Source organism: Xylanimonas sp. McL0601, assembly GCF_049852175.1.
Lineage (GTDB): Bacteria > Actinomycetota > Actinomycetes > Actinomycetales > Cellulomonadaceae > Xylanimonas.
On the sequence record NZ_CP187527.1, the window covers coordinates 3335655 to 3362026 of the forward strand.

24 protein-coding genes are annotated in these 26372 nt (G+C 73.0%); 8 read left to right on the forward strand and 16 right to left on the reverse strand.

The features are described 5' to 3' along the window. Nucleotides 1-61: 61 nt before the first annotated feature. Nucleotides 62-1078 (forward strand): LacI family DNA-binding transcriptional regulator, encoded by a 1017-nt coding sequence (locus tag ACO4JP_RS15445; protein ID WP_425954864.1) that lies wholly within the window; start codon nucleotides 62-64, stop codon nucleotides 1076-1078. On the opposite strand, the gene ACO4JP_RS15450 is transcribed toward ACO4JP_RS15445, so the two are convergent. Both ACO4JP_RS15450 and ACO4JP_RS15455 read right to left on the reverse strand, forming a co-directional pair. Then, nucleotides 1079-1621 carry a hypothetical protein gene (locus ACO4JP_RS15450; protein WP_425954865.1) on the reverse strand — a complete coding sequence of 181 codons (543 nt, stop codon included), beginning with the start codon at nucleotides 1619-1621 and terminating at the stop codon, nucleotides 1079-1081. It lies immediately after the preceding gene. Then, nucleotides 1618-2484 (reverse strand): methyltransferase domain-containing protein, encoded by an 867-nt coding sequence (locus ACO4JP_RS15455; RefSeq protein ID WP_425954866.1) that lies wholly within the window; start codon nucleotides 2482-2484, stop codon nucleotides 1618-1620. Before ACO4JP_RS15455 ends, ACO4JP_RS15450 begins: the two co-directional genes overlap by 4 nt. A gap of 104 nt (nucleotides 2485-2588) precedes the next feature. On the opposite strand from ACO4JP_RS15455, the gene ACO4JP_RS15460 reads away from it, so the two are divergent. Continuing rightward, complete coding sequence (locus tag ACO4JP_RS15460) at nucleotides 2589-2993, forward strand: arsenate reductase ArsC (protein ID WP_425954867.1); 405 nt, start codon at nucleotides 2589-2591, stop codon at nucleotides 2991-2993. A gap of 23 nt (nucleotides 2994-3016) precedes the next feature. Here ACO4JP_RS15460 and ACO4JP_RS15465 read toward each other — a convergent pair whose 3' ends face one another. Together ACO4JP_RS15465 and ACO4JP_RS15470 are read right to left on the reverse strand one after the other, a co-directional pair. Beyond that, nucleotides 3017-3598, reverse strand: coding sequence for a hypothetical protein (locus ACO4JP_RS15465; protein ID WP_425954868.1), 582 nt, complete (start codon nucleotides 3596-3598; stop codon nucleotides 3017-3019). Then, nucleotides 3580-3918 carry a PadR family transcriptional regulator gene (locus tag ACO4JP_RS15470; protein ID WP_425954869.1) on the reverse strand — a complete coding sequence of 113 codons (339 nt, stop codon included), beginning with the start codon at nucleotides 3916-3918 and terminating at the stop codon, nucleotides 3580-3582. The genes ACO4JP_RS15465 and ACO4JP_RS15470 overlap by 19 nt, the downstream gene beginning before the upstream one ends. Before the next feature lie 105 nt (nucleotides 3919-4023). On the opposite strand from ACO4JP_RS15470, the gene ACO4JP_RS15475 reads away from it, so the two are divergent. After that, entirely contained in the window at nucleotides 4024-4602 is a 579-nt protein-coding gene (locus tag ACO4JP_RS15475; RefSeq protein ID WP_425954870.1) for a hypothetical protein, read from the forward strand. Between the two features lie 18 nt (nucleotides 4603-4620). Here the strand turns inward: ACO4JP_RS15475 and arsM are convergent, their stop codons facing one another. Further along, nucleotides 4621-5400, reverse strand: a complete 780-nt coding sequence (arsM, locus tag ACO4JP_RS15480) for an arsenite methyltransferase (protein WP_425957129.1) — start codon at nucleotides 5398-5400, stop codon at nucleotides 4621-4623. A 101-nt stretch (nucleotides 5401-5501) separates the two neighbouring features. On the opposite strand from arsM, the gene ACO4JP_RS15485 reads away from it, so the two are divergent. Next, a complete protein-coding gene (locus ACO4JP_RS15485; RefSeq protein ID WP_425954871.1) occupies nucleotides 5502-5861 on the forward strand; it encodes an ArsR/SmtB family transcription factor in 360 nt (119 codons plus the stop codon). Further along, nucleotides 5858-6367 carry a GNAT family N-acetyltransferase gene (locus tag ACO4JP_RS15490; protein ID WP_425954872.1) on the forward strand — a complete coding sequence of 170 codons (510 nt, stop codon included), beginning with the start codon at nucleotides 5858-5860 and terminating at the stop codon, nucleotides 6365-6367. Before ACO4JP_RS15485 ends, ACO4JP_RS15490 begins: the two co-directional genes overlap by 4 nt. Before the next feature lie 21 nt (nucleotides 6368-6388). On the opposite strand, the gene ACO4JP_RS15495 is transcribed toward ACO4JP_RS15490, so the two are convergent. The 5 genes from ACO4JP_RS15495 to ACO4JP_RS15515 all read right to left on the reverse strand — a co-directional run bounded on the left by ACO4JP_RS15495 (nucleotide 6389) and on the right by ACO4JP_RS15515 (nucleotide 12783). Continuing rightward, on the reverse strand, nucleotides 6389-7522 hold the full coding sequence (locus ACO4JP_RS15495) for a DUF2235 domain-containing protein (RefSeq protein WP_425954873.1): 1134 nt from the start codon (nucleotides 7520-7522) through the stop codon (nucleotides 6389-6391). Between the two features lie 64 nt (nucleotides 7523-7586). Beyond that, nucleotides 7587-9248 carry an AMP-binding protein gene (locus tag ACO4JP_RS15500; RefSeq protein WP_425954874.1) on the reverse strand — a complete coding sequence of 554 codons (1662 nt, stop codon included), beginning with the start codon at nucleotides 9246-9248 and terminating at the stop codon, nucleotides 7587-7589. Nucleotides 9249-9277: 29 nt separating this feature from the next. Then, nucleotides 9278-10456 (reverse strand): acyltransferase family protein, encoded by a 1179-nt coding sequence (locus tag ACO4JP_RS15505; RefSeq protein WP_425954875.1) that lies wholly within the window; start codon nucleotides 10454-10456, stop codon nucleotides 9278-9280. Further along, entirely contained in the window at nucleotides 10453-11538 is a 1086-nt protein-coding gene (locus tag ACO4JP_RS15510) for a DsbA family protein (protein ID WP_425954876.1), read from the reverse strand. The genes ACO4JP_RS15505 and ACO4JP_RS15510 overlap by 4 nt, the downstream gene beginning before the upstream one ends. Further along, nucleotides 11539-12783 (reverse strand): aminotransferase class V-fold PLP-dependent enzyme, encoded by a 1245-nt coding sequence (locus ACO4JP_RS15515; protein ID WP_425954877.1) that lies wholly within the window; start codon nucleotides 12781-12783, stop codon nucleotides 11539-11541. 30 nt (nucleotides 12784-12813) lie between these two features. Here ACO4JP_RS15515 and ACO4JP_RS15520 point away from each other — a divergent pair, with 30 nt between their 5' ends. The 3 genes from ACO4JP_RS15520 (at nucleotide 12814) to ACO4JP_RS15530 (ending at nucleotide 14214) form a co-directional block, all read left to right on the forward strand. Then, nucleotides 12814-12984, forward strand: a complete 171-nt coding sequence (locus tag ACO4JP_RS15520; protein ID WP_425954878.1) for a hypothetical protein — start codon at nucleotides 12814-12816, stop codon at nucleotides 12982-12984. A gap of 12 nt (nucleotides 12985-12996) precedes the next feature. Next, nucleotides 12997-13500: an OsmC family protein gene (locus ACO4JP_RS15525; RefSeq protein WP_425954879.1), complete on the forward strand. Its 504-nt coding sequence runs from the start codon at nucleotides 12997-12999 to the stop codon at nucleotides 13498-13500. Nucleotides 13501-13641: 141 nt separating this feature from the next. Beyond that, the gene (locus tag ACO4JP_RS15530; protein WP_425954880.1) at nucleotides 13642-14214 is read left to right on the forward strand and encodes a hypothetical protein; all 573 of its coding nucleotides are present in this window, start codon (nucleotides 13642-13644) and stop codon (nucleotides 14212-14214) included. A gap of 95 nt (nucleotides 14215-14309) precedes the next feature. Here ACO4JP_RS15530 and ACO4JP_RS15535 read toward each other — a convergent pair whose 3' ends face one another. The 6 genes from ACO4JP_RS15535 to ACO4JP_RS15560 all read right to left on the reverse strand — a co-directional run bounded on the left by ACO4JP_RS15535 (nucleotide 14310) and on the right by ACO4JP_RS15560 (nucleotide 26371). Further along, nucleotides 14310-16403 carry an endo-1,4-beta-xylanase gene (locus tag ACO4JP_RS15535; RefSeq protein WP_425954881.1) on the reverse strand — a complete coding sequence of 698 codons (2094 nt, stop codon included), beginning with the start codon at nucleotides 16401-16403 and terminating at the stop codon, nucleotides 14310-14312. A 149-nt stretch (nucleotides 16404-16552) separates the two neighbouring features. Further along, nucleotides 16553-19627: a S8 family serine peptidase gene (locus ACO4JP_RS15540; RefSeq protein ID WP_425954882.1), complete on the reverse strand. Its 3075-nt coding sequence runs from the start codon at nucleotides 19625-19627 to the stop codon at nucleotides 16553-16555. Next, nucleotides 19624-21492 carry a copper resistance protein CopC gene (locus tag ACO4JP_RS15545; protein ID WP_425954883.1) on the reverse strand — a complete coding sequence of 623 codons (1869 nt, stop codon included), beginning with the start codon at nucleotides 21490-21492 and terminating at the stop codon, nucleotides 19624-19626. Before ACO4JP_RS15545 ends, ACO4JP_RS15540 begins: the two co-directional genes overlap by 4 nt. 2 nt (nucleotides 21493-21494) lie before the next feature. Continuing rightward, a complete protein-coding gene (locus ACO4JP_RS15550; RefSeq protein ID WP_425954884.1) occupies nucleotides 21495-22013 on the reverse strand; it encodes a hypothetical protein in 519 nt (172 codons plus the stop codon). Nucleotides 22014-22088: 75 nt separating this feature from the next. Continuing rightward, nucleotides 22089-25025, reverse strand: a complete 2937-nt coding sequence (locus ACO4JP_RS15555; RefSeq protein ID WP_425954885.1) for a multicopper oxidase domain-containing protein — start codon at nucleotides 25023-25025, stop codon at nucleotides 22089-22091. A gap of 20 nt (nucleotides 25026-25045) precedes the next feature. Next, entirely contained in the window at nucleotides 25046-26371 is a 1326-nt protein-coding gene (locus ACO4JP_RS15560; protein ID WP_425954886.1) for a multicopper oxidase domain-containing protein, read from the reverse strand. Nucleotide 26372: the final 1 nt, after the last annotated feature.

Consider the following 26372-nt stretch of genomic DNA (forward strand, 5'->3'; position numbering starts at 1 on the left):
CGCGCCCGCGGGCGTTTTCAACACCCGCTCCGGACGCGGTTGAAACGTTACGATCGGGCGCATGGCCAAGACGCCGGCGCGACGACGCGCCTCCATCGCCGACGTCGCCCGCAGCGCGGGAGTGTCGGTCGGCACCGTCTCCAACGTGCTCAACCGTCCGGCCGTCGTCTCGGCCGCGACCCGCGAGCGCGTCGAGACGGCGATCGCCGAGCTGCGGTTCGTCCCCAACGGGTCGGCGCGCCAGCTGCGCGTCGGGTCGGTCACCACCGTCGGCGCCATCGTGCTCGACCTGACCAACCCGTTCTTCACCGACGTCGCGCGCGGGCTCGAGGACCGCCTGACCCAGGACGACTGGACCCTCATGGTCGCGAGCTCGGAGGAGGACCCCGAGCGCGAGTCCAGGTTCCTGCGGTCGTTCGAGCAGCACGGCGTCCAGGGCGTCGCCGTCGTCCCCGCGACCGACGACGTCGAGCATCTGCTCGCGCTGCACGAGCGCGGCGTGGGCGTGGTGCTGCTCGACCGCCCCTCCCCCGTGCCCGAGCTGTCCTCCGTCGCCGTCGACGACGTCGCCGGCGGGACGCTCGCCGCCCAGCACCTGCTCGCGCACGGGCACCAGCGGATCGCGTTCATCAACGGCTCGCACGCCGTGCGCCAGTGCGCCGACCGGTACGCCGGCGTCGTCGCCGCGATCACCGCCGCCGGCCTCGACCCGGCCGACGCCCTCGTCGAGGTCACCACGCGCCTGGACGCCGACGGCGGCGAGCGCGCGGTCCGCGAGCTGCTCGCCGTCGGCCCGCTGCCGACGGCCCTGTTCTGCGTCAACGACCTGGTGGCGCTCGGCGCGCTGCGCACGCTGCGCGCCGAGGGAATCACGGTGCCCGAGCAGGTCGCCGTCGTCGGGTACGACGACGTCACGTTCGCCGCCGAGCTGTTCACGCCTCTGACGTCGGTGCGGCAGCCCACGCACGAGCTCGGCACCACGGCCGCCGACCTGCTGATCAAGAGCACCGATGCCGAGCATGTGATGTTCCAGCCGCAGCTCGTGGTCCGGGCGTCGAGCGGCGGCTCAACCGGCTGATCACCTCGCGGTGACCGCACGGCGCAGCACGCGCTCCGCGGGGGTTACAGCGGCACGACGGTTCAGGATGGGCTCGACGGACAGCACCGCCGCCGCCGCCAGGGCGACGGCGATCGCCACGCCGGCCGTACGGACGTCGAGGATCGCGACGACCGCCGCCGCGACGACGACGACGGGCCGCAGCAGGGTGAATGGTCCCAGGATGAGCGCCGAAGCCAGGTATCGAAGCTCCCAGCGGAGCGCGCCGTACACGCCCAGCGCGAGCAGCACGATCACGGCGTACGGCCCGACGACGGCGAGCGCTGCCAGGCCGGCGGACACGTAGGTCGACATCGCCGCCGGGCCGAGGGTCACGTCGAGCACGGTCGAGAGCACCGCGGGGACCGCGAGGGCGGTGATCAGGACCGCGCCCCGCACGAGGCCACGACGATCCTCCACGGCGTGCTCCACCAGGCCCGTCCGCCCGAGCGACGCCCGGAACCCGCTGAACGCCCCGTCGACGAGCGCAAGGCACGCCAGCGCTGCGATCACGAGCACCGTCATGCCTTCACTCCGACGATCGGCCGGAGCACGTCCAGCGCGCGCGGATGCCAGCGCGAACCTTCGTGCACCGCGACCCGATAACCGGGTGCAGCGTGGCGGGCGGCGGCGAGCAGGACGTCGGCCGGGTGCGCGCGCCGCGCGGACAGCACGCCGTCGTGGCGCGACACCGGTTCCCGCATCCGCGCCTGGTGGAACACCCAGGCACCCAGGGTCGACCAGAAGCAGGGCGCGATGTCCCAGTGGGCAAAGGCCTTCACCCGGAGCTGCGCCTGGGCCGCGAAGAACGCCGCGAGATCCTCCGCCGCAAGGTGATGGAGCAGACCGGTCGAGACGACGATCGTCGGGCGGTCGTCGTCGATGGCGACTCCCGGCGCGAACGCATCACCGGTGACGAACCGAACCTCGAGCCGCTCGCTGCGCGCGAGACGCGCGGCCTCTGCGGTCAGGACGGGGTTCAGGTCCACGCCGACCAGCTCGACCGACGAGGGCAGATCCCCGCGCGCGGCGATGGAGCGGAGCGCTTGCCCGAGCCCGCATCCGACGTCGACGACTCGGACCGGCTCGGCCGGGCGCAGCCCCAGGTCCGGAAGCAGCGCAGCGACGAGGGCCGCGACCCGCCGGCCCAGCTGCAGCTCCTCGCCGAGGCGGGACAGCTCGTAGTGGACGCGAAGACCGAGGTCGTCGACCGCCTCGGCGTCGAGATGGCCTGCTTTCGCGGGCAAACGGTCGAGGATCCGCGCAGCGCGGACCTGCCCGCGGTCGCGGAGAGTTGTGCAGGCTAACGACTTGACGATCGGCAGCCGCGCTCCGCTCGCATCGAACGACCACAGGAGGTCGGTGATCTCCAGGGGGCCGGCGCGCACGGAGGAAGTCAACCCCACTCTCGGGCCCGAGGGGGACGCCGGTCACTGCGTGAGCGCCACGGGAACCGCTCCGAACAACCTCCCGACCAGGCGAGAATGTCCCTATGCCCTCCGCACTGTTCGTCTGCGTCCACAACGCCGGCCGGTCCCAGATGGCCGCCGGGTTCCTCACCGCGCTGTCAGGCGGCACGGTCGAGGTCCGCTCCGCGGGCTCGATGCCCGGCGACCAGGTCAACCCCGTCGCGGTCCAGGCCATGGCCGAGCGAGGCATCGACATCAGCGGGGCGACGCCGAAGGTCTTGACCACCGAGGCCGTCCAGGCGTCCGACGTCGTCATCACGATGGGCTGCGGCGACGCGTGCCCGATCTTCCCGGGCAAGCGGTACGAGGACTGGCAGCTCGACGACCCGGCCGGCCAGGGCATCGACGCCGTGCGCCCGATCCGGGACGAGATCGAGCGGCGTGTGCGTGCTCTGCTCGACGAGCTCGGCGTCGAGGCCGTCGCCTGACCCACCGCCCCGACGCGGCCCGGTCAGGTGGTGAGGGCCGCGCGCAAGGTGCGTGCGCTGAACGCGATCCGGGCCGCACTGGCCGTGCCGGCGAGCACGACGACGGGCCACAGGACCAGCCCTGGGGCGGCAAGCAGCGCGACGGTGAGCATCGTGACGTCGACGACCGCCATGCCCAGGCACGCCGCGGTGCCGGTCCACCGGACCGCGTGGTAGCGCCGTCCGAACGAGGCGGCGGCGAGCAGGGCGATCGTGATCACGAGCAGACCGCCTGGCGCGAACGGGAGAAGCGCTGAGGCCGGCCGGGTCCACACGTGGTTCGTGACGAGAGCCGTGGCCCAGCAGAGCCCGACGACCGGTCCCGTGACCAGCAGCCGTCGCGCCGCCCGGCGCACGGGGTCGGACTCGACGAAGGCCGCGACGATCTCGCTCGGCCGGCCGAACTCGGTCATCGAGGCGCGTGCGGCGGCGTCGGGGTCGAGCCCCTCGCGACGGAAGCGGTCGAACGTCTCCGTGAGCCCGTCGGCGAGCTCGCTGACGACGGCGTCCGGCAGCTGCGCGGCCAGCGCCCCCACGTAGTCGTCGATCAGGCGGGGGCCGGCCACGGGGCTGCCTCCAGTGCCGTCGAGATCACGGCGGTGAACTCCACCCAGTCGGCGCGCTTGCCCTCGAGGGCACGGATGCCGGCCGGCGTCAGGCGGTACTCGCGACGTCGGCGCCCGCCGACGAGCGACCACTCCCCGGCGATCAGGCCGGACTGCTCCAGCCGGCGGAGGGCGGGGTAGATGGTGCCCGTCGGGAGGTTCAGCCGTCCTCCGCTGCGCTCGCGCAGCGACTCGATGACGGCGTAGCCGTGCCGCGGACCGCCCTCCAGCGCGGCCAGCAGCAGTGCGTCGAGGTGCCCCTTCAGCGCTTCCGCTCTCATACGTAGCGACGCTACGCCTGGGCCTTCCCACGCGACAAGAGCAGGCGTAATCTCGCTACATAAGTAGGCGTCCTACCTATAGCGGAGAAGCTGGAGGACTGACCGATGAACACGGCAACCCGCGTCCTCGGCGAGCTGGTCCCGTCGAGCAACCCGGCGTTCCTGGCGGTTCTCGCCGTGCATGTGGTGGCCGGCCTGACCGCGGTGGTCACGGGGGCGACCACGGCGCTCAGCCGCAAGGGCGGCGCGCGCCACGTCCGGTTCGGCCGCCGGTACTACTGGGCGATCGGCGTCGTCTTCGTCACGGCCACCGCCCTGGCCGCGATGCGCTGGCGGCAGAGCGCCTACCTCTTCGTGATCGGGGCGGCGGCCTTCTCGGCCGCCACGATCGGCTACCTGCACCGCCGGCGTCACCGGCCCGGCCACACGGGGCACATCGTCGGCATGGGCGTCTCGTTCGTGCTCCTGCTGACCGCCTTCTACGTCGACAACGGCCCGCGGCTCCCACTGCTCGAGCACCTGCCCGTGCTGGTGTTCTGGCTCGCACCGTCCGCGATCGGGGCACCCCTGATCGCGCGCGGCGTCGTGCGGTACCGGCAGAGCGGCGCCGCCGGCGTCCTCGCACACGACGACGGCGAGGGTCACGCCCTCGCGCTGGGCGACCCTCGCCGTCGTCCGCCGTAAGCGGCGAGAGCACCGTCGTCAGCGCCCCGCCGGCTTGGTCGCCTTGACGATCGCCCCGTGCATGCCCTCCGCGACCTCGTGGGTGAACGTCACGGACCCGCTCGTGAAGCCCGCGGCCGCGAGCCCGTCGAGGTACTCCTGCTTCGACAGCGCTCCCGCCACGCAGCCGACGTACGAGCCGCGCTCCGCGCGCTCCTCGGGGCTCACGCCGTCCTCTGCGACGACGTCGGACACCCCGACGCGCCCGCCCGGGGCCAGTACCCGGAACATCTCGGCGAGCACCGCCGGCTTGTCGGTCGACAGGTTGATGACGCAGTTCGAGATCACCACGTCGACGCTCGCGTCGTCGAACGGCAGGTCCTCGATGGTGCCCTTGCGGAACTCCACGTTGGCCGCGCCCGCCTCGGCGGCGTTTGCGCGGGCCAGCTCCAGCATCTCGTCGGTCATGTCGACGCCGTAGGCGAACCCCGTCGGGCCGACCCGCCTGGCCGACAGGAGGACGTCGATACCGCCGCCCGAGCCCAGGTCCAGCACCCGCTCGCCCTCGTGCAGGTCGGCGACCGCCGTCGGGTTCCCGCACCCGAGCGATGCCAGCACCGCCGTGTCCGGGAGGTCCACGACCTGGGTCGCGTCATACAGGTCGCGACCGAACTTCACGACCTGCGCGCCGGCGGGGCCGCAGCAGCCGCCGCTCCCGCAGCAGTCGCTCGACTCCTCGTACTGCCCGGCCTGCGCCGCGCGCGCCGCCTCCGCGTACCGGTCCCGCACCTCGTCGCGCAGCGACTTGTCCACCGCCATGAGAACCTCCACCACATCGTCAGGGTCACATCGACGCTCGTCGATGCGACGACTGTTGCACCTCGTATCGAAGACTGTCAATCTATGGCAGGATCAGACCCATGAGCACGCTGCTTCCCGTCCTCGACAACCCCGCCACCGACTGCTGCACCCCCGGCACCGGGGGGATCGAGCCGGCCCGGGCGGCCGACGTCGCAAGGACGTTCAAGGCCCTGGGCGACTCGACCCGCGTGCGGCTCCTGTCGATCATCGCCGCCGCCCCCGACGGCGACGCGTGCGTCTGCGACCTGACCGAGCCCGTCGGCCTGTCCCAGCCCACGGTGTCCCACCACATGCGGCTCCTGGTCGAGGCCGGGCTCGTCACGCGGGAGCAGCGCGGCAAGTGGGCGCACTTCGCCGTCGCCCCGGGCGCCCGCGACCTGCTGGCCGCCGCGACCGACGCCGTCCTGGACCGCCCGTGACCAGCGCGCCGAGCGTCCGGCCGCTCGCGCCCGCGGACTGGCCGGCCGTCGAGCGCATCTTCCGCGAGGGCATCGCGACCGGCCACGCCACCTTCGAGGCGGCGCCGCCGACCTGGGACGAGTTCGACGCCGGCAAGCTGCCCGGGCTGCGCCTGGTCGCCACCCTCGGCGACGACGTCGTCGGCTGGGTCTCGGCCTCGGCGGTGTCGAGCCGCGCGGTCTACCGGGGCGTCGTCGAGCACTCCGTCTACGTCGCGGACGCCGCGCGCGGGCACGGCGTCGGGGGCCTGCTGCTCGACGCCTTCCTCGCGGTGGCGCACGACCACGGCGTCTGGACGGTCCAGTCGGCGGTCTTCCCGGAGAACGTCGCGAGCCTTCGGCTGCACGAGGCGCACGGCTTCCGTACCGTCGGCCGGCGCGAGCGGATCGGGCTCATGACGTACGGCCCGTTCGCCGGGACGTGGCGCGACACGGTCCTCATCGAGCACCGCAGAGCGGAGAGGTAGCCGCTCAGGCGGTCACCGCGGTCACGAGATCAGGACGTGCTGCTCGCGCCACGTCGGCGGCAGGAGCGTCTCGACGGCGGGGGTCAGGTCCCCGCCTGCGATCTCGGCCCACCAGCCGACGTTCCGCGCCACGCGCGCGTAGCCCACGCCCTGGTCGCTCCACCAGTGCCAGGCCGACTCCGCGATCCGCACCTGGCCCGCCCACGCGCCGTCGGTCCCCGGCGCCCCGGAGGCCAGCACGCGGACGTCGCCCCGGAACCCCGGCTGCCTCGACAGGCGCTTGACGAGGTTGAGCGGCGCGTACAGACGCGGTGGCGCCGTGCGCAGCACCAGCTCCCCGCCGGGCCGCAGCTGCGCTGCCAGTCGGTCCTCGTGCAGCACGACGCCGACCTCGCGGAGCTCGGCCGCCATCCACTGCAGCGTGAGGTCGGACAGCCCGCACCGGGTGCCGCCTCCCCCGATGTCGCCGTGGGTGCCGGGGAACCAGACCTGCTCGACGCGGCCGGGCGGGTCGTCGTCGGGCACCTGCCACAGGCAGGGCGCGAAGGTGATGCGGTGCTCGTCGATGGCCAGGGCCTGGCGAGCGCGGTCCACGATGGGCGACAGGCCCACGTCGTGGAAGCGGTTCTTGCGGCGCGACGGGCCCGGGACGCCCAGCGCCCCGACCGTGTCGAAGACGCCGAGGAACGCGACGTGCACGCCCGGGCGGCTGTGCTCGGAACGGAACCGTGCCTGCCGCTCGGCCCGGTCCGGCCCGAGGTCGCGGTAGGCGGCCTCGGCCTCGTCCAGGCGGTTGTCGATCAGGGCCTGCGGCGTCAGGAGCCCGACGGCGGAGATCATGCCGACGACGCTGCGGGCCGTGTAGGCGCCGCGCGAGTAGCCGAGCACGACGATCTCGTCGCCAGGCTCGTAGTTGAGGGCCAGGAACCGGTAGCCGTCGACGACGTTGCGCGTGAACCCGAAGCCGAACGCGCCGCCGAGCAGCCGGTCGACCAGGTACCCGCGCGACCCCACTCCGCCGATGTACTCGACGACCTGCTGGACGCCGTCGACCACCCCGACGTGGACGGACCGGGCGAGCTTCTCGATGTTGGACACCTGGGCGGCGACCGGGGAGTTCCAGGTGCCGTCGCAACACAGGATGAGGCGCTTCATACCGGGAACGAGGCGTCGGGCCCCGGCGGTGATACCTGCCAGAAGCCCTGGTGAGGAGCAATTTCTAGGCGGGCGCGGACGGAACGAGCCCCTCGCGGACCACGCGGCGCATCACCTTGCCGATCGCCGACCGCGGCAGCTCCGGCACGACGACGATGCTGCGGGGCAGTGCGTACCGCGCGAGCTGCGTGGACGCCCACTCCCGGACGGTGGCCAGGTCGAGCGACGTCACGCCCTTGGCGAGCACGATCGCGGCGACGACCCGCTCCCCCAGGTCCCCGGCCGGGACGCCGACGACGGCGACGTCGGCGATCTCCGGCATCTCGCGCAGCCGGTCCTCGACCTGCGATGGGTACACCTTGAAGCCGCCGGTGACAATGACCTCCTTGGTCCGGTCGACGAGCGTCACGAACCCGTCGTCGTCGACGGTGACGATGTCGCCGGTGCGCAGCCAGCCGTCCGGCAGGAGAGCCGCCGCCGTCTCCTCGGGCCGGCGCCAGTAGCCGTCGAAGACCTGCGGCCCGGCGATCAGCAGCTCGCCGCGGGATCCGGGCTCGACGTCGCGCGTGGGGTCCTCGAGGTCCACGATGCGGATCCGCGTCGACGGGAACGGGAGGCCTAGCGCCCCTGGGCGCCTGCGGGCGTCGAGCGGGCTGCCGAGCGCGACCGGGGACGTCTCCGTCATCCCGTAGCCCTCGATGACGAGCCCTCCCGTCACCTCCTCCCAGTCCCGCGCGGTCTCGGCGGGCAGCGCCATCGACCCGGAGATCGCGATCCGGAAGCTGCTCAGATCCGCCTTGCGCTCGCGCCCGGCCTGGGTCAGCCGGGCGAGCATCGGCGGGACGGCGGGCAGGAAGGTGCCCGGCCGCCGGCGCTGGGCGGCGAGGACGGCGCCGACGTCGAACTTCGGGAACACGACGACGGTCGCGGCGACCACCGTCGCGTACACGAGGCACAGCTGGAGCCCGAACGCGTGGAAGTACGGCAGCACGCCGTAGACGACCTCGGGCGACGCGGAGTCGTGCCCCGTCCAGGCCTGGCCCTGCATGGCGTTGACCGTGAGGTGGCGGTGGCGGAGCATCACTGCCTTCGGCTCGCCGGTGGTGCCGCCGGTGTACATGAGCAGTGCGAGGTCGTCGATCGCCGGCACGGGGTGGTGGCTCGGCAGCGGGCTCGCGGCCGCCACGAGCGCGTGCCAGTCCTTCACCTGCGCGCCGCGCGGCGGCGTGCCAACCAGCGCCTCGCGCTGCACCCGCGCGGCGCGGACCGGCAGCCGGAGCGCCCACCGCCGGCTCAGCGGAAGGTCACGGCTGAGGTCGACGCGCACGACGTCGGCCTCCGGGGCAGCCGCGGCGATGTCCGCAGCGGTCTTCGACCAGGCCAGGACGACACGCGCACCCGAGTCGGCGACGAGCCGAGCAGACTCCGACGCACCGAGGGTCGGGTTGAGCTCGACGACGACCGCGCCCAGCCGGAGCGCCGCCCAGAACGCGACCACGTGGCTCGGGCTGTTGGGCAGCGCGACCGCCACGCGGTCGCCCGTCTGCACACCGCGTGCCGCGAGAGCACCGGCGGCGCGAGCCGTGGCGTCCGAGAGCTCGCGATAGGTCGTCGTCGCGCCGAAGAAGTCGAGCGCGACGCGCTCTGGGTGCTCCCCCGCCGCGCGGTCCAGGGCCGCGGTGAGCGGCCAGTCGGGGACGGCGACGGCGCGCGGTGTGGCCTTCACCCCACCACCGTAACCTACGGTTCCGTAGGTTAGGTGGAAGTTGCGTGATGACCGGAGCCTCGACGCCCGCGGCGCAGCCGGGCCGTGCCGGCGAGCAGGAGGGCGAGTACCAGGCCTGGACCGGCGACCCACAGGGGCCGGGCGAGCCACCACGCGGGCGTCGCCTCGCTCGCGAGCTCGAAGCCCGCCCACTCGTACAGCCAGATGAACACGACCAGCGCCGTCATGTGCCAGACGAACACCGGCATCGCGGCCGCGTTCGCGGCGACGACCGCACGCCATACGCGCCGGCGCTGCAGCCACGACGCCAGCCACGGCCGGGCGAGGAGGGCGAGCCCGAGCTGGAACACGGCGAGCGCGACGACGGCCGCCGTCGTCGGGAACATGTTGCCGATCGGGTCGCCCTGCACCGACACCATCGACCGCGGGTACGGGCCGAGCGCCGTGAGCAGGACCAGGGCCGCAAAGCCTGCCGCGGTCACGGCTGCGGCCCGCCGCCGGCCGCCCACCGGCAGCGTGCCGTCCCGCCAGAAGTAGCCGAGCTGGTGGCACGCCAGCCACACGGACGCGGACCCGACGAGCCCGACCGGCAGCCCTCCCCAGCCGAGGCCGAGGCGCAGCGCGTCGGCGGCGAGCGCGGCGACGGCGAGGACCGCCGGCACGCGCCAGCCCCACCGGGCGTGCAGGGGGGCCGTCCACGGCACCGCGGCGACGACCCCGACGTAGACGCCCAGGAACCACAGGGGGGCGAACACCGCCATGCCCCACTGCAGGACGCTGGGCTGCCCGCCCGCCTGCATCAGCAGGTCGACGACGGCCCAGCCGGCCAGCAGGGGCACGACCGGCAGCACCAGGCGGCGCAGGCGCGCCGCCACGAACCGCCGCGCGCCACCACCGCCGCGGACCACGGCCTGCCAGCCCGCGAGGTTCGCGTAGCCGCCCACGAGGAAGAACACCGGCATGACCTGCAGGACCCACGTCGCCGCCCAGCCACCGGGGACGTCCGGGATCGGGTTGGGCATCGTGAGCGCGCCGTCGGCCGTCCGATGGGTGATGGACAGCGTCCAGTGCCAGAGCACGACGACGCCGATGCTGGCGGCCCGCAGGAAGTCGACCACCCGCTCGCGGGACGGCGGGGTGGCGTCGACGAGCTCGTCGAGCAGCGTGCCGCCGCCGGGCGCCGCCCGGTCCCGATCGCCCGCCGTCATCGCATGGACCTCAGCTCGTCGACGCCGACGAGCCCCCGGTGGAGGCCGCCGCCGCCGATGAGCGTCGGGATCGTCACCGTGCGGATCTCGTCCTCGACGGTCGACCTGCTGGCCTCCAGGAGGTCGGCCACCTGGTCCGAGCCCGAGAGCTCGGCGATCTGCGCGACCGCCGCGTCGTCGTACCCGGCCTCGGTGAGCCACGCCTGGAGCTGGCGCTCGGCCTCCGCAGGCGACGCGACGTCGTTGAACCAGGCCTGCCACCCCATGCCGCCGGGCTTCTCGCCGGTGAAGAGGTGCCGCAGGATCGCCCAGTCGGTGGGGTCGTCGGCCGGGGCGCCGTCATCGGACGTCTCGACGACGCGGATCGCCGTGAGGTACCTCGCGATCAGGTGCGAGCTCGCGAACTGCGGCTCACCGGCCCGCATGATCGGGTAGACGATGTACGTGACGTTGGCGTGCTGCGACAGGCCGGCCTCGTCGATGTTGCGGTAGAGGCGTGCACAGAACACGCAACCGGGGTCGAGGACCTCGAGCACGGTGGGCAGGCCCTCGCGGTAGCCGCCGACGAAGCTGGCGTGCTCGGGCGCGAAGTCGGCGGCGTCCCAGGTGCGGAACCGGCCGGGGATCGTCGAGATCGTGTCGGCGAGCGAGGTGGCCTCGTCGCGGACGGCGCCGACGACGTCACCGCTGGTCAGCGACGCCCAGAAGCCCGGCTCGTCCGCCATGACGGAACAGGCGTCAGCCGCGAGCGAGCAGGCCTGCGGGTTCTGCTTGTCGCACGTGCCGTACGCCAGCAGGTTGAGCCCCCCGCGCGCGACGACGAACCCGCTGAGGAGCAGCGAGAGCACCGTCACCCACGCGGCGAGCGTGAGCCCGGCGCTCGCCGGGCGGACCAGCCGCGGGACCCGCAGGGCCAGGGGTGCGAGCAGCGACGTCTTGACGTCGTCGGCGAACGAGGAGTCGCAGGCCCGGAACGTCGCGCGGCGCGCGATGCACCCCCACGACTGACGCAGCAGCTTGCGGTGCCTGGCGGAGAACACCGACAGCACCAGGAGCACGACGAACGAGACGATGCACAGCATCTAGAGGCCCCGCAGCAGCTTCCCGACGACGTCGAGCGTCCGGTCGACGTCGTCCTGCGTGGTGTGCGCGCCCAGGCTGAAGCGGACCAACGGGTCGAAGTTCTCGCGCTCCTGCAGCCAGTGGTGGGTGCAGAAGTAGCCGCTGCGGACCATGATCCCGGCCTTGGAGAGGAACCCGGCCAGGCGATGCCCGTCGACCCGCTCGGGGACCACGCTCAGCAGCGACGAGCCGCGCTCGCCGAGCAGCCGCATGCGTGGCAGCTCGACCAGGCCGTCGTAGAGCGCGCCGGCGAGCCGGTGCTCGCGGGCCTCGTGGGACTCGCCGGTGGCGGCCTCGACGCCGTCGAGCCACTCGAGCGCCGTGCCGAGCGCGATGATCTCCGCCCACGGCTGGAGACCGGCCTCGAGGCGGGTGTGCAGCTCGGGCAGAAGGGTGAAGTCGTCCTCCCTCACCTGCGCGACCTGGCCGCCGCCGACGAACGTCAGCTCGAGGCTCTCGAGCAGTTCGTGCGACGCCGCGACCACGCCGAGCGACGCCCCGTACACCTTGTGCGCGGAGAAGCAGATGGCGTCGGCACGCAGCCCGTGGACGAGCGGGAGGGCGTGCGCCATGGCCTGCGCCGCGTCCACGATGGTCGTCCCGCCGCGCCGGCGGACGGCGGCGACGAGCTGGGCCAGCCCGCGCGTCGGAGCGCCGTCGACGTTGTTCATCGCCGAGACGACGACGAGGGCGTCGGTCAGGTCCTCGTCGCGGTACACCAGGGCGCCGGCGGCGTCGCGCTCGAGGAGGATGCGCTCGACGCCTTCGCGGCGCGCGAAGGACATCGTGCTGAGGAAGACCGAGTTGTGCTCGGTGCGGGTCGTGACCACCCGGCGGTAGCGGCCGGCCGGCAGCTGCTGCAGCAGCAGGTTGAGGCCGTAGGTGGTGTTGAGGGTGAACGACGTCGAGTAGCTGCGCTTCGGGAGGCCGAGCGCCTTCAGCACGGCGGCGCGGGTCGCCTCGACGCGCTCGTCGACCTGGCGGCCCCACGCGTACTTCACGCGGCCGCCGCACGCGTTGTAGTCGAGGTAGTACTCGTCGAGAGCATCGATCACCGGCTCGGGGCGCAGAGTCTGGCACGCCGAGTCGAGGTAGACGGACTCGCTCGACAGGTAGCCGAACCCGTACCGCTCCGAGGCCGGCGCTGCTGCCGCCGTCCGGGGGGCACGCCAGGGCCAGAGGCCGCGCCGGGGCGCGGCGCTCACGATCGTGCTCCCACGATCGTGCCTGGATGCGTGCTCGGGATGACCATGCCGTCGAACCTAAGCGGCCCGCGTGCCGGAATCCGAAGCCGTGGCGAACTGTGGCCGATTCCGCTGCAGGACGTGACGCGCCGGGCGTCCGAGCCCTCCGGACACGATCAGCTCGCGCCGCCGAAATGGGTGGTGGTGTCGGTCGTCGTCTGACTGACTGGCGACATGGATCGACGACACACGTACGACGTCACCACCACGTGGACGGGGAACCTCGGCACCGGCACGTCGTCCTATCGGGGCTACTCGCGCGAGCACGAGGTGCGTGCGGAGGGCCGCCCTCTCCTGCCCGGGTCGTCGGATCCGGCCTTCCTCGGCGACCCGGGACGCTGGAACCCTGAGCTCCTGCTCGTCGCGTCACTGAGCCAGTGCCACATGCTGTGGTACCTGCACATCGCCTCGGCGGCCGGCGTCGTCGTCACCGCCTACACCGACGAGGCGGTGGGCACGATGCACGAGGAGGCCGACGGCACCGGTCGGTTCACGGGCGTCGAGCTCCGACCGCGGGTCGAGGTCGCCGAAGAGTCGATGCTGACCGCGGCCGAGAACGCCCACGCGAAAGCCCACGACCAGTGCTTCATCGCCCGCAGCGTCGCGTTCCCGGTGTCCCACAGCCCGCTCGTCACCGTGCGGGGTTCCGCGGAGCCTGCCCCGCAACGCTCTGCGTGATCACCCCAGGTCGGCCCCGACGACGTCGGGGCCGGTCCGATGGCGCGGACGACTCGGCGGCTCTATCTTCCGGTCACGGACGCCGCGCCTTGGGGAGCCGCAACGGAGCGGGTCGGTGCGTGTCCGTGGGAGGAGCTTGACGTGAGAAGAGTCCTCATCCGAAGCGGAGCCGTGATGTCGGTCGTGCTCTCGCTTCTGTTGTCCACAGCCTTGCCGAGCTCGGCGACGAGCGGCTGGAAGTGGGCCAACTCGACCGACTACGGGTCCCAGGGCATCAACATCTACGGCAGCGGGCTGCAGATCACCGACCTGGTCGGACGGTTCGTGACCCCGAACGGCGACTACCTGAGGGACCGCGACTGGCGGTTCGTCATCGACAGGTACGGCTGCGACCCCCGGGGCAAGTCCACCTCCGCGTGCCCGGCGACCGACCGGTGGTTCTCCGGGACGCGTCACGGGAACCCGCCGAAGGGCGGGACCCTCTGCACGACGCTCAACATCGGGACTGTCGCCTCGATCCAGGACTGCCAGGACTACGGCATGGGCGTCGCGTACGCGAGCGACGATGCGTTCAGCGGCTTCGGCGTACCGCGCACCTCGGCTGACGGCATCTGGTTCTGCACCGAGATCCAGCGCAAGACGAACGCCGGCGCGTGGCAGAACAACAAGCCGGACGGCTATGGCCTGCGGGCCTGTGCGGAGATCAAGGCCTGACCCACGACGGCGCTGAGCCGGCTGGCTCGGCGGACGAGCGAGAGGCCCTCCGACCAGCATTGCTGCTGATCGGAGGGCCTCTTCGTACTCGAGGGTTATGAGCTGCAGGTGCTCGCGGCGTCGGGTCCGATCTCGACGTTCACGGAGCCGTCACCAGGCGCGACGCTCACGCAGCGCTCCTGCTCGACCGTGCCGAACGAGTCGACGCTGCGGTAGCTCAGGGTCTGCCGGTCGGCACGCTTGATCGTGAAGGAGCCGCCGTAGGTGACCCAGTCGCCGCCGTCGATCCGGTACTCGGTGCGCGCCAGCGTGGCGGGGGCGTTGGCCTCGGCAGCCAGGGACACGGTGACCCAGTTGTTGCCCTCGTAGGTCAGCGTCGTCTGAGGCGCCGCCGGGATGCCTTCGGGCCAGTTGACCAGGCGCTGGTTGCCGCCAGCAGTCAGCTTCTCGACGGTGATCGTGTTGATCGAGAAGGCGTTGCCGCCGCCTCCGCCGCGGATGGCGATGTTGCCGACGAGGCCGTCGGCGGGCTGCGACCCGTCGAGCGTGAGCTCGGTGACCAGGTTGTAGGTGCCCATGTTGACCATCCCGCTGTTGAAGTACGCCGGGATGAAGGACGCGACCTGGTTGGCGTTGTACGGGTGGGTGTTGACCACCGCGCCGTCACCGCTCGTGTAGCCGCCGTTGGTGTTGTCCTTGAGCCAGCGCTCGCGGATCGCCGTCGTGCCCTTGGCGGTGTAGCTCACGGTGAGGCGGTAGGTGGCGCCCGCTTCGGGACGGAAGGCCACCTCGCCGTCGTCGGTGGTGGACCACGGCCACGCCGACGCGTCGTCGCCCAGGACGATGTTCGCACCGCTCCAGGAGTCGCCCTTCGAGGTGTCGAAGACGTGGACGCCCGGGACCGGCGGCAGCTCCACGCCGCCCGACGTGTCGATGTACTCGTGCGAGGCGAGGAAGTCCGCCGGGTACAGGATGCCCAGCAGCGCGAGCTTGGCCTTGCCGTCGTAGTCGTACGGCATGGCGAACTCTCCGCCCTTCCAGCCGGTGACCACGTCGCGGACGCCCGCCAGCTTCACGGCGGTGATCACGTGCGGGTTGCTCGTCGTGTTCGCCGGGCCGGCCGCGTAGTCGCGGTAGATCTTGAACAGCTCGGCGTACTTCATGCCCTGGTTGTTCTCGTTCTCGGGCGTCAGCACGCCCGGCGGGAGGGCGATGTCCATCTCCGAGACGTTGATCTCCACGTTCCCCAGCGACGCGAAGAGCTTGATGCTGTTCTCGACGTCGGACGCCTTGGTGTCGAGGTTGTAGTGGCCCTGCATGCCGATGACCTCGATCAGCGGCTTGCCGTTCGGGCGCTCGCCCGCATGCTTCGCGTTGAGGTCCTTGACCATCTGGTAGACCACCTGCGCCTTGGCCGGGGAGTCCAGGCCGAAGTCGTTGTACGTGAGCTTCACGTCCCAGCCATTGGCGTCGACGACCTGGGCGGCCTTGACGAACGCCTCCTCGACCCAGTCGGCGCCCAGCGCCTGGTACCAGCCCTCGCCCTTGGCCAGAGAGGCGCGCCAGTCGGCCGGGTTCGCCGTGCCCACGGCCTCGTTCACGACGTCGATCGCCACCAGACGGCTGCCGAAGTGCTCGAGCACGTTCTCGATGTGGTTGTCCAGGTTGGCGAGCGCGACGTCGTGGTCGAACGTGCCGGGCTGGCCGAACCGCGCCGGGGGCGCGTCCCACATCCAGGTGGGCGTCTGCGAGTGCCAGGCCAGCGTGTGCCCGTACAGCTTGAGGTCCGGGTTCAGCGCCTGGTACTTCGCGAAGATCGCGTCCGCGGCGTCGAAGGTGAAGACGCCCTTGGTGAGCTCGGTGTTCTCGGGCTTCATCTCGTTGCCCGGGGTGAACGACGCGTAGTTGTAGATCAGGCCGTTCGTCTCACCGGAGCCGAAGGTGCCGAACGAGAAGTAGTCCTTGTAGGCGTCCTTCATCGCCGGGTAGTACTCGAAGGTCTGCCCGCTGGGCGGAAGCGCGGGCGCGGGCGCCGCGACCGCCGGGCGGTCGATTCCCGCGATGGTGAGCGCCATCAGTCCCGCGAGCAGGGTGGCCAGGACGGGACGGGTCGCCCGGCCGGCCCGGCGGGCGCTCCGCGGGGAGCTTGCCTGCCGCGTCGCGGTCCGTTCTCGTTGTGCGTCGAACATGTGGGGGGTTCCTCCAGCGTGCCTGTGCGCCACGGTGCGCACGGCCGGTTGCGGGTGCAACGAACTTCTTCGTCGAATATGTTGCGCCGCTAAACTTAACCAGACCGCCGGGGTTGTCAAGGGCCTCCGTCCCGCTGCCGCGGAGCGGCTCAGAGCTCGATGTCGAAGGCGTCGATGTCGAGGTTCGCGCTGGTCAGGTTGTGCGCGGTCCCGTCGAAGTACGTGTTCCACGACGTCCCGCTGCGGTGCACGACGTCCTCGTCCTGGACCGCGCCGAGCCCGGTGACCGTGGTGTCGGCGGCGAACGAGAAGTAGTCGTGCGTGCCGTCCACGCGCACGAACCCGTCGACGTTCGCCGCCGCCGGGATGCCGACCGCCGTCGCGTCCAGTACCCGGGCGAAGCCGGTGCCGTTCCACGAGTAGATGTCGGCGTCGTCGGCGGTCCCGGCCACCCCGGGCGGGTTGGTGTTGCCCAGCGTCGAGAAGTACAACGTGCCACCCACGACACTGATCGCGTCCAGGTCGAGGTTCGCGCTGGTCAGACCACGCGCGGAACCGTCGAACCACAGCGACCACACGCCGTCGGCGTAGTACACGACGTCCTCGTCCTCGACCGTGCCCAGACCCGTGATGCTCACCGTGTCCGCGAACGACAGGTACAGGTGCGTCGCGTCGACCCGGTCGAGCCCGTCGACGTTCGCCCCCACCGGCACGCCATGGGTGCTCGCGTCGAACGCCCGGCTGAACGCGCTGCCGCTCCAGGCGTACACGTCCGCGTCGTCGGCCGTCCCGGTCACGGTCGGCGGGTTGGAGCTACCCAGGGTCGAGAAGGACAGCGACGCGGCCGTCGCGGTCACCGTCAGGCTCACCGGAGTGCCTGCGGACCAGTTGCCCGCGGCATCCCGGGCGCGGACGACGAGGGTGTGGCTGCCCGGCGACCACGCCGCGACGTCGACCGACGCCGTGAGCGCCGTCGAGCCGGTGCCGGTGCCGGTGCCGGTGAGGACCATGACCGCCCCGTGTCCCGGCCCGGGATCCGCGCCATCGAACCACTCGGCGGCGACGATGCCGTTCGCGTCGGTGGCCGTTCCGCTGAGAGTCGCGGTGGGCGCACCCTGCGTCGGGTCCGGGCTGACGAGGGCCGTGACGGTCGGGCGCAGGGTGTCCACGACCAGCGTCGTCGAGGCCGCAGGCCCCCATGCGCCGGCGGCGTCCCGGGCGCGGACAGCGACGGTGTGCGGTCCGTCGGCCAGGCCGGCCACGACCGCCGCCGGGATCGTCGCGTCGAGGTCCGCCACCGCGCCGGCCGCAGACACCGACATTGGCGCGCCGAGGCCGCCGTCGACGGTGTACTCCCCCGCGGCAATCGCCGACCCTCCGGTCGCGGTGTCGTCGGCGATCGCGTGCACCGCGACGTCGGCCGAGCCGTTGGCCGGCGTGCCCACGAGCACGGGCGTGGCCGTCGTCGGACCCGCCACGTCGCCAGGCGGGCTCGTCACGGTGAGCGCCGCCGACGCGAGCCTCGTGGTGCCACCGCTGACCGCGGTCACGACGAGGGGGTACGTGCCAGGCGGCAGGCCGGGCGAGGTGACGACCGTGAGGGTGGCCGAGCCGGCACCGCCTGTCACCACCGCGGGCTGAGACGCCCAGGTGGCCTGGTCCGCACCGAGACCGGACAGGGACAGAGACACGTCGCCGGTGAAGCCGTTCGCCGGCGTCACCGTTGCGGCGAGGCTCGCCGTGCCGCCGGGCTGCACCGTCACGACGCCAGGCGACAGGTCGACGGCGAAGTCGGGCCCGCTGGTCAGCCACCGGTATGCGGCCAGAGCGTCGACTCGGCCGAACCCGTACTTCGGGTCGGGCCCCGCGATGCCGAGATCCGTCGCCGTCCCGGTCAGCGCGTCGCGCTCCCTGTCCACGGCGAGCGCCGGGACGGCGCCGATCAGGAGCGCCAGCGCGCCGGCCACGTGCGGCGCGGCGACAGACGTCCCCGAGACCTGCTGGTAGAGCCCGTACCTGTCGGCCGTCAGCACGTTGACGCCGGGTGCGACGACGTCCGGGAACTGCCCGCCGCGCCCGCCGCAGGTCGACGGTCCGCGGCTGCTCGAGGCCGCGACCAGGCCGGTGGCGCTTATCGCCCCGACGGCGAGGGACTCCGGGTAGTTGGCGGGGCTGACGCTCGTCGACGCGGCGGAGCCGAAGTTCCCGGCGGCGAACACGGGCAGGATCCCCGCGGCGCGCAGCGCCTGGACGTCGGGCTGGAGCGCCAGGTCGCAGCCCGGCCCGGAGCCTAGGGACCAGGATCCGTTGACCACCTGGGGCGCGTCGGCGGTGCTCGGGTCGCCGTCGGGGTCGAGGACCCACTGGAACGCCTGGTGCAACGCGGTCAGCGTGGCCGCGCCGCTGTCGTCGAAGATCTTCGCCGCGATCCAGCGGGCGCCCGGCGCCACGCCGATCGCCGTGCCGCTCGAGTCGCCACCGACGATCACGCCGGTGGTCGCGGTGCCGTGGCCCGTGAGATCGGTCGGGACGGTGGGGTGCTGCCCGTAGGGGTCGAACCAGCTGTTGCTTCCGCCGCGCCAGCGCGAGATCAGATCGGGATGCGAGACGTCCACGCCGCTGTCGAGCGTGGCGACGACGACGCCCGCGCCGGTCACGCCCTGGTCCCACAGCTCAGGTGCGTGGACGGCAGCGACGTTCGGCCCCGCGGCGCCGGCTGTCGGCGTGACGACCACGCTGTCGAGCGCGACACGCTCGACGTCGGCGCGGGCGGCGATCTGGCGGACGACCGGCGCGGTCCCGGTCACCGTGAGACCGTCGACCACCCACAACGGGCGGACGGCCGTCACCTCGCCGTGCGCGGCCCGGACCTTCAGCGCAGCCCGCAGCGGCCGCTGCGCGGTGTCGGCCGTCGCCCGGAGCGCGGCGACCACCCCCCGGACGCGGGCGCCGCGGTCACGGTCGGCAAGACCGGCCAGGTTCGCGCGTCCGCGCAGCGTGACGACGACCGTCGTCGTGGCCCCGGGTGGCAGAGCCGCGAGGACCTGCTCGACAGCCGGGTCGAGCGTCGCTGCGGCGGTTCCCGGCCCAGCGCCGACAGACGACGTGCCCGACGACGCCCTGCCGACCGACGACGCTCCGGCCGAGGACGCGGCAGCCGGCCACGCGATGGCAAGGGAGGCTGCAAGTGCGGCGGCGACCACGGCGCCCCCGAGCCTGTTCACGAAACCCTGCCAGACACGACGGGGGGCGCCGGGAGCTCGGAGGGCTCGTCCCGCCGTCGGGCCAGGCCGACACCCACGGCCGTGCCGACCAGCAGCACGATCGCGAGCCCGGCCGCAGCGGCCTCGAGCGGGCCGACGCCGTCGCCCGGCGGCGCGGCGACGACCCACCGCACCTGCGTCGTGGAGATCGGCAGGTCACCCCGCTGGATCGCGACCGACACCGTCCACGAGCCGGGCGCGAGCGCCGGGGCCGGGGCGTCCCAGCGGCCGGGCTCCACGGGTGCGAGCGGCACGTGCGACTCCCCCGCCGGGCCGGCGAGCAGTACCTCGACCGCGTCGACCGGCGCGACCTCTGGCCGGACGGTCGCGCGTGTGCGCACGACCAGACGGCTCGAGACCGTGCCCGCGGGCACGTCCTCGAGCGTGATGAACAGGCCGTCGACCTGGGCGGTGTGCAGGTACCTCAACTGCTCGGTCACGGTGGCCTCGCGGGCGGTCGGCACGGAGGTGAGCAGGGCCGCGACCGCCACGGCGACCGCGAGCACCGCCACCTCGGCGGCGACCAGGGCCGGCAGGCGCCGCGGTGGGAGCGGCGCCCAGCCCACCGGTCTGCGCAGCGCGCGGGCGACGCGCCCCGCGAGCGGGCCGCGCACGAGCAGCGTATTTGCGGTCGCGAGCGCCAACGCGAGAGCGACGAGCGCCACCTTGGCCAGGACCGCGCCGCCGTAGACGGTGCCGGTCAGCGCGTGCAGGTCGGGCACCTCGCGCGCGGCCGCGTAGACGCCCGTGGCGAGCACGACGGCCGCGGCGACCGCAGCCACGGGGCTGAAGGCGCGCAGGGCGGCGGCGAGCAGCGCGACGCGCTGCCCGGTCGAGCGCCACAGCTCCGGCGCCAGGCAGCCCGCGAGCACGGCCAGGCCGCCGACCCACACCGACGCCGCGGCGACGTGGCCTGCCGTCGCGAGCGCGGCGAGACCCGAGCGGGCGGGAATCGAGGCGGCGTGTCCCGCCGACGCGTCGCACCACAGCGCGCCCACCAGCGCGACGACCGCCATGGCCCACCTCCGGCGCCCCGCGCGCGCCTGCTCGCCCGGACCCGCGTCCCGGAGCAGGGCGAGCGCGACGACGACGAGCGCGGCCCCGCGGGCCATCCAGAGGTGCCCCCACGCGCTGCCCGTGAGGAGGTCCGCCACGGTGTGCACGCGGGCGCCGAGGGACTCCGCGCCGGATCGGGTGACCAGCACCGGGGTCATGGCACCGGTGACGACGGCGACGACGGCTGCACACGCCCCGACCAGCTCGGACCGGCGCCTGGTCCCGGCGGGGAACGCGCCCGCCGACCGCTGCGCGCGGCGGGACACGGCGAGCGATCCGCCCACGAGCACGAGCGCCGAGAGGTCGAGCCACCGCAGCGCGACGGCGTCCGGCGCCGTACGCCCGGAGCTGCCTGGGGAGGCTGCCGCCGGCCGCACGCCGACGCCGAACAGCACCGACCCGGCGGAGGAGTGCCCGTCGTCGAGCGAGACGGCGTGCCAGTCCAGCACGTACGTGGCGCGCGACAACGGCGGTGTGGCCAGGCCGATGACCGCGTCCTCGCTCGACGCGACCGTCACCAGCACCTCGCGGCCGTCGAGGGTCGTCAGCCGCACGTCCGCGGGCCCGAGCTCGACGGCTTCCGTGAACCACAGGGTCATGGCCGTGCGTCCGACCGCCGCCGTGCCGCCCGCGCTCGGGTCGGACCGCACCAGCTCGGCGTGCGCCGGTGCTGCGGACGCGCTCCCGACGACGATCGCGAGCCCGCAGCCGAGGGCGGCGAGCGCGCGCCCGGCTCGCCGACGCAGGCCGTGGCGGCTCCACCCGGCCACGGTCAGCCCTGCGCCACGATGTGCTCGACGCGCAGGTCGCCGATCACGAGCGTGAGGAGCGCCCCCCGCCGGATCGCGTTGTGGGCGTTGGCGAGCAGGAAGAAGTACGTGCCGCCGAGCTGCAGCGGCGCCGTGTGGTGGTGGGGAGTGGAGACGACCAGCGTCGCCCCCGTGCCCTCGACGACGATCGTCGGCAGGAGCTCGGTGTCGTGGATCATCGTCTCGGCCTTGTCCGGGTCCGCCACCTGGTAGCGGAACTCGACGAGCCCGCCCGCGGCCGTCACCGCGACGAGGTCCACGTCGATCCCGTAGGTCGCGGCCAGCCGTTCGGCCGAGACGGCGGTGGTCCCCGCCCGGACGTCGGTTCTCGGGTCCGCCGCCTGTTGCTGGACGATGACGATCCCGGCCGCCACGAGCACGAGGACGAGCAGGCCTGCGACCCAGATCGCGCGCCGGGGACGGCGGTGGGCCGGCGGGGCGGGGACCACCTCGGGGACGTCGGGGCGGCTGGTCACCGTCACTGTCGCTCACCTTCACTTCAGAGGCTGTCCGGTCCACGGCGGACGCGGGGTCCGCCGTGGACCGGCCGGCTCGGGCTACGGGATGTCGAAGGCGTCGATGTCGAGGTTCGCGCTGGTCAGGTTGTGCGCGGTCCCGTCGAAGTACGTGTTCCACGACGTCCCGCTGCGGTGCACGACGTCCTCGTCCTGGACCGCGCCGAGCCCGGTGACCGTGGTGTCGGCGGCGAACGAGAAGTAGTCGTGCGTGCCGTCCACGCGCACGAACCCGTCGACGTTCGCCGCCGCCGGGATGCCGACCGCCGTCGCGTCCAGTACCCGGGCGAAGCCGGTGCCGTTCCACGAGTAGATGTCGGCGTCGTCGGCGGTCCCGGCCACCCCGGGCGGGTTGGTGTTGCCCAGCGTCGAGAAGTACAACGTGCCACCCACGACACTGATCGCGTCCAGGTCGAGGTTCGCGCTGGTCAGACCACGCGCGGAACCGTCGAACCACAGCGACCACACGCCGTCGGCGTAGTACACGACGTCCTCGTCCTCGACCGTGCCCAGACCCGTGATGCTCACCGTGTCCGCGAACGACAGGTACAGGTGCGTCGCGTCGACCCGGTCGAGCCCGTCGACGTTCGCCCCCACCGGCACGCCATGGGTGCTCGCGTCGAACGCCCGGCTGAACGCGCTGCCGCTCCAGGCGTACACGTCCGCGTCGTCGGCCGTCCCGGTCACGGTCGGCGGGTTGCTGTTGCCGAACGTCGAGAACGTCAGGGGCGCTGTGACGACGAGGTTCGTCGAGCTGGTCGCGGACCAGTTCCCGGCGCCGTCACGGGCCCGGACGACGAGGGGCGTCGTGCCCTCGGGCCAGGTGCTCGTGTCGATCGTCGTCGTCGCGCTGTACGGGCCCGACCCGGTGACAGTCATCGGTGTCGCGTTGCCGGCCCCGGGGTCGGTGCCGCGGAACCATTCGACACGGGAGAGCGCGCTCGTGTCGGTGACCGTCACGCTCAGGGTGACGGTGCCGGCGCCGGCAGTCGGGTTCGGCGTGGCGGCGAGGCCGCTGAGCACCGGCTTGGTCTTGTCGACGACGAGCGTCGTCGTGGCGGTCGGTCCCCAGTTGCCCGCCCCGTCGCGGGCGTGCACCGTCAGGGTGTGCGGCCCGTCGGCGAGGAGCGCCACGGTCGCGAGCGGGATCTCCGCGTACGCGGCCTCCGACGGTCCCGACAGCGTGCCGTCGACGGCTGCCATCGCGATACCGGTGCCGTTGGCGCCGACCGCGTCGAGGAAGACCTCGGCGGCAACCACGCCGGAGCTCGCCGCACCGGCGTCTGCGAGGGTGCTGCTCACCCGCACGGACGGCGTCGAGGAGCTGTACGACAGCGTGCCGTTGTTCGGCGACGGGCTCACGCTCGAGCCGGAGGCCGTCGGCCCGGTCTTGTCGACGACGAGGTCGGCGGAGACGACCGCCCCCCACGCCCCGCCGGCATCCCGGGCGTGGACGTGCACGGCGTGCGTGCCCTCGCTCAGGGCGGCGACCGTTGCGGCCGGCAGGCTGCCGCTCACCGCGCTGACCGCGGCGTCCGAGCCGACGGCCAGCGGGATGCCCTCGCCGTCGTTCCCGGCCGTGTCCACGAACATCTCCGCCGCGGCCACGTGCCCGCCGGATGCGGTGTCGTCGGCCGTCGCGCTCACGGCGACGGCGACCGAGCCGTTGGTCGCGTGGGGCGCCAGGGTGACGCCGGTCGTGACCGGACCGGTGGTGTCGCCGCCCACCACGAGGACGGAGCTGAGCACGCCGGGGTTGCCGGCGGCGTCCTGGCCGCGGACGTACACGACGTGGTGTCCGGACGGGAGGGCAACGACGAGGCTCACGGCCTCGGTGGCCGAGTCGAAGGCCCCGTCGCCGGCCGCCATCGGCGTGCCGGCGCCCGCGAGCGAGTCGACCCAGGCGGTGGCGCCGGTGACGGCCGACCCGCCGGTGGTCGCGTCGCTGACGGTCGCGGTGAGAGCGTCGCCGGCGAGCGCGACGGCGCTCGCGACCGGGCCGGCGGTGTCCCCCGTGGTCCCGGTGCCCGCGACGTCGACGAACGCCAGCATGCCGCCCAGCCCCGCCGCGTTGCTGTTGTGCAGGAGCAGGTTCCCGTCGTGCAGGGCGAGGCGCCGGTCGGCTGCGGTGGTGGACGGGGTGACCAGGACGTCGGTCGTCTGGCCGGGCCCGAACGTGTCGGCGGCGTACCGGCGCGGGAGGTCGAGCGGGCTGCCGTCCAGCGCGATGACCGTCTGGTAGGCACCGTCGAGCTCCATCGAGTGGTACTGCAGGCCGGCATTGACGTAGCGCAGCAGGAGCCTCCCGCCCGCGCTCGTCGGGATGGGGGCGGTGTCCGGGTACGCCTTGCCGTTGACCAGGAAGTACCGCGGGGCGAACTTGCGCAGGTCGTACGTCGCGCGGGCGGCCGAGTTGTTGAGCGTCGGGTCGATCTCGCTCAGCACGAGCACCTGCTCCTCGTCGAACGCCGTCGCGGGGTCGGCATAGGCCTGCCCCGTCGCCGCGGGACGCACCACGAGCGCGCCGTACAGCCCCATCGGGACCTGGTACTGCGCGCCGGGGACGAGTCCCGCCTCGTAGAGGTAGGTGCCCGGCCGTGACGCCGTGAACGTGTAGCTCTTCGTGGCCCCGGGCGCGACGCCGGTCCGGTCGGGGGGCGTGCCCTGGCCCTGGACCAGCAGCGACGTCGCCGCCGGCAGGCCGTTGTGCAGGGTGATGGTGACCGCGTCGCCCTCGTCGACGGTGATCGTCGGACCACCCGGACCGGTCGGCGCCGCGCCGGCCGTCGTGTACCCCCAGACCGTCACCGGCGTGGCCGAGCCGGGGAACGTCGTCGTCCCGGTCCCGGCATACAGGTCGATCGCCACCGGCGCGGCGCTTGCGGCGCCCGCCGGGACCACCACCATGAGCGCCGTCGCCAGCGCTCCCGTCGCCGCGAGCACCACGGCCGCCCTCAGCGGGCTCGTTGCGCGAGTCATCGTCGTCCTCACCTCTCCGCTCAACCGCACTGGTTCGGCTGGGGCGGATCGATCCGCATGTACGTGATCGGGCCGGTCATCGTCGCGCCCCATGACGTGATCTGGAACAGGGCGTGGTTGTGGCTGATGATGTAGTACTCGCCGCACTGGTTCAGCGTCGGGGTCCCCGGCGGCAACGCCTCCTTCGTCCCGAGGTACGGGCTGCCGGAGTAGAAGACGCCGATGACCTGGTTCGCCATGCTCGGCACGGTGACGGGCACGGGGTTCTGCAGCGAGTAGCCCTCGGCGTCGTACCAGCGGAACAGGACGTCCCACGTCTGGCCCGGGCCGATGTTGATGTCGAACTTCTCGAACGAGAGGTCCTGGCCCGCGGGCCCGGCGAGCGGCACGCCGTCGCGCCCGATGACGAGCCCGTTGTTGCCGTGCGGGTGGAACGGGAAGTCCTCGGTGCCGACGTTGAGGTACCGGGCGACGGCCGGGCGTGTGCCACCTCCCGGGTCGGCCGGGTAGATGGAGGCGAGGGCGCCGTAGGGCTGGGTCGGCAGCCAGCTCGCGCCGTTGTCGGCGATGCTGTCGGGGAAGCCGCGTCCGTTGATGAGCCAGTAGCGCGGGTGGTAGTTGTTCATGTTGAACGTCTTGCCCTGCTCGACCGCCTGGTGCTGGTACGGGTCGATCTCCGAGAGCATCACCATGAACTCGTCGCTCGGCTCGAACACGCTGTCCTCGCGGTCGTACACGTGGTCGGCGCCGAGCGCCGGCCGCACGATCAGCGCGCCGAACAGGCCCATCCGCACCTGCTTCTCGGGCTCGGTTCCCGACTCGTACAGGAACGTCCCGGGGTGCGTCGCCGTGAAGCTGTACGTCACCGTGCCGTCGCCGGCCGCGGCCGTCGGCGCCAGCGACGTCGCGCGGCCCGTGCCGTCCACGACGGGCGCCGTCGGCAGGCCGTTCGCGAGCACGTCCTCCTGGCCGGGGAACACGATCGACGACGGTTCGGCCAGCGTGTTGTGCAGGATCACCGTGACGACGTCGCCCTCGTTCACGCACAGGACCGGGCCCGGGTGCTGGAAGCCGTCGAACCCGTTCGAGAAGCCCCACATGAAGGCGGTGTTGCCGTCCGGCAGGCTGATGTACCCGGTGCGCGTCGTCAGGTCGAACACCGGGCTGCCGGCGACCTCGCCCGCGCCCTCGGTGCAGACGATCCCGACACGCGGCAGGTCGGCGGCCGCCGACGGCGACGCCCCGGCGAGCGCCACCGCGGCGACCCAGGCCAGCGTGGTCGCGACCGCGGCCACGGAGACGTACCGGGGCCACCCGGCCGGCAGGACTGCGCTTCGACTCCTCACG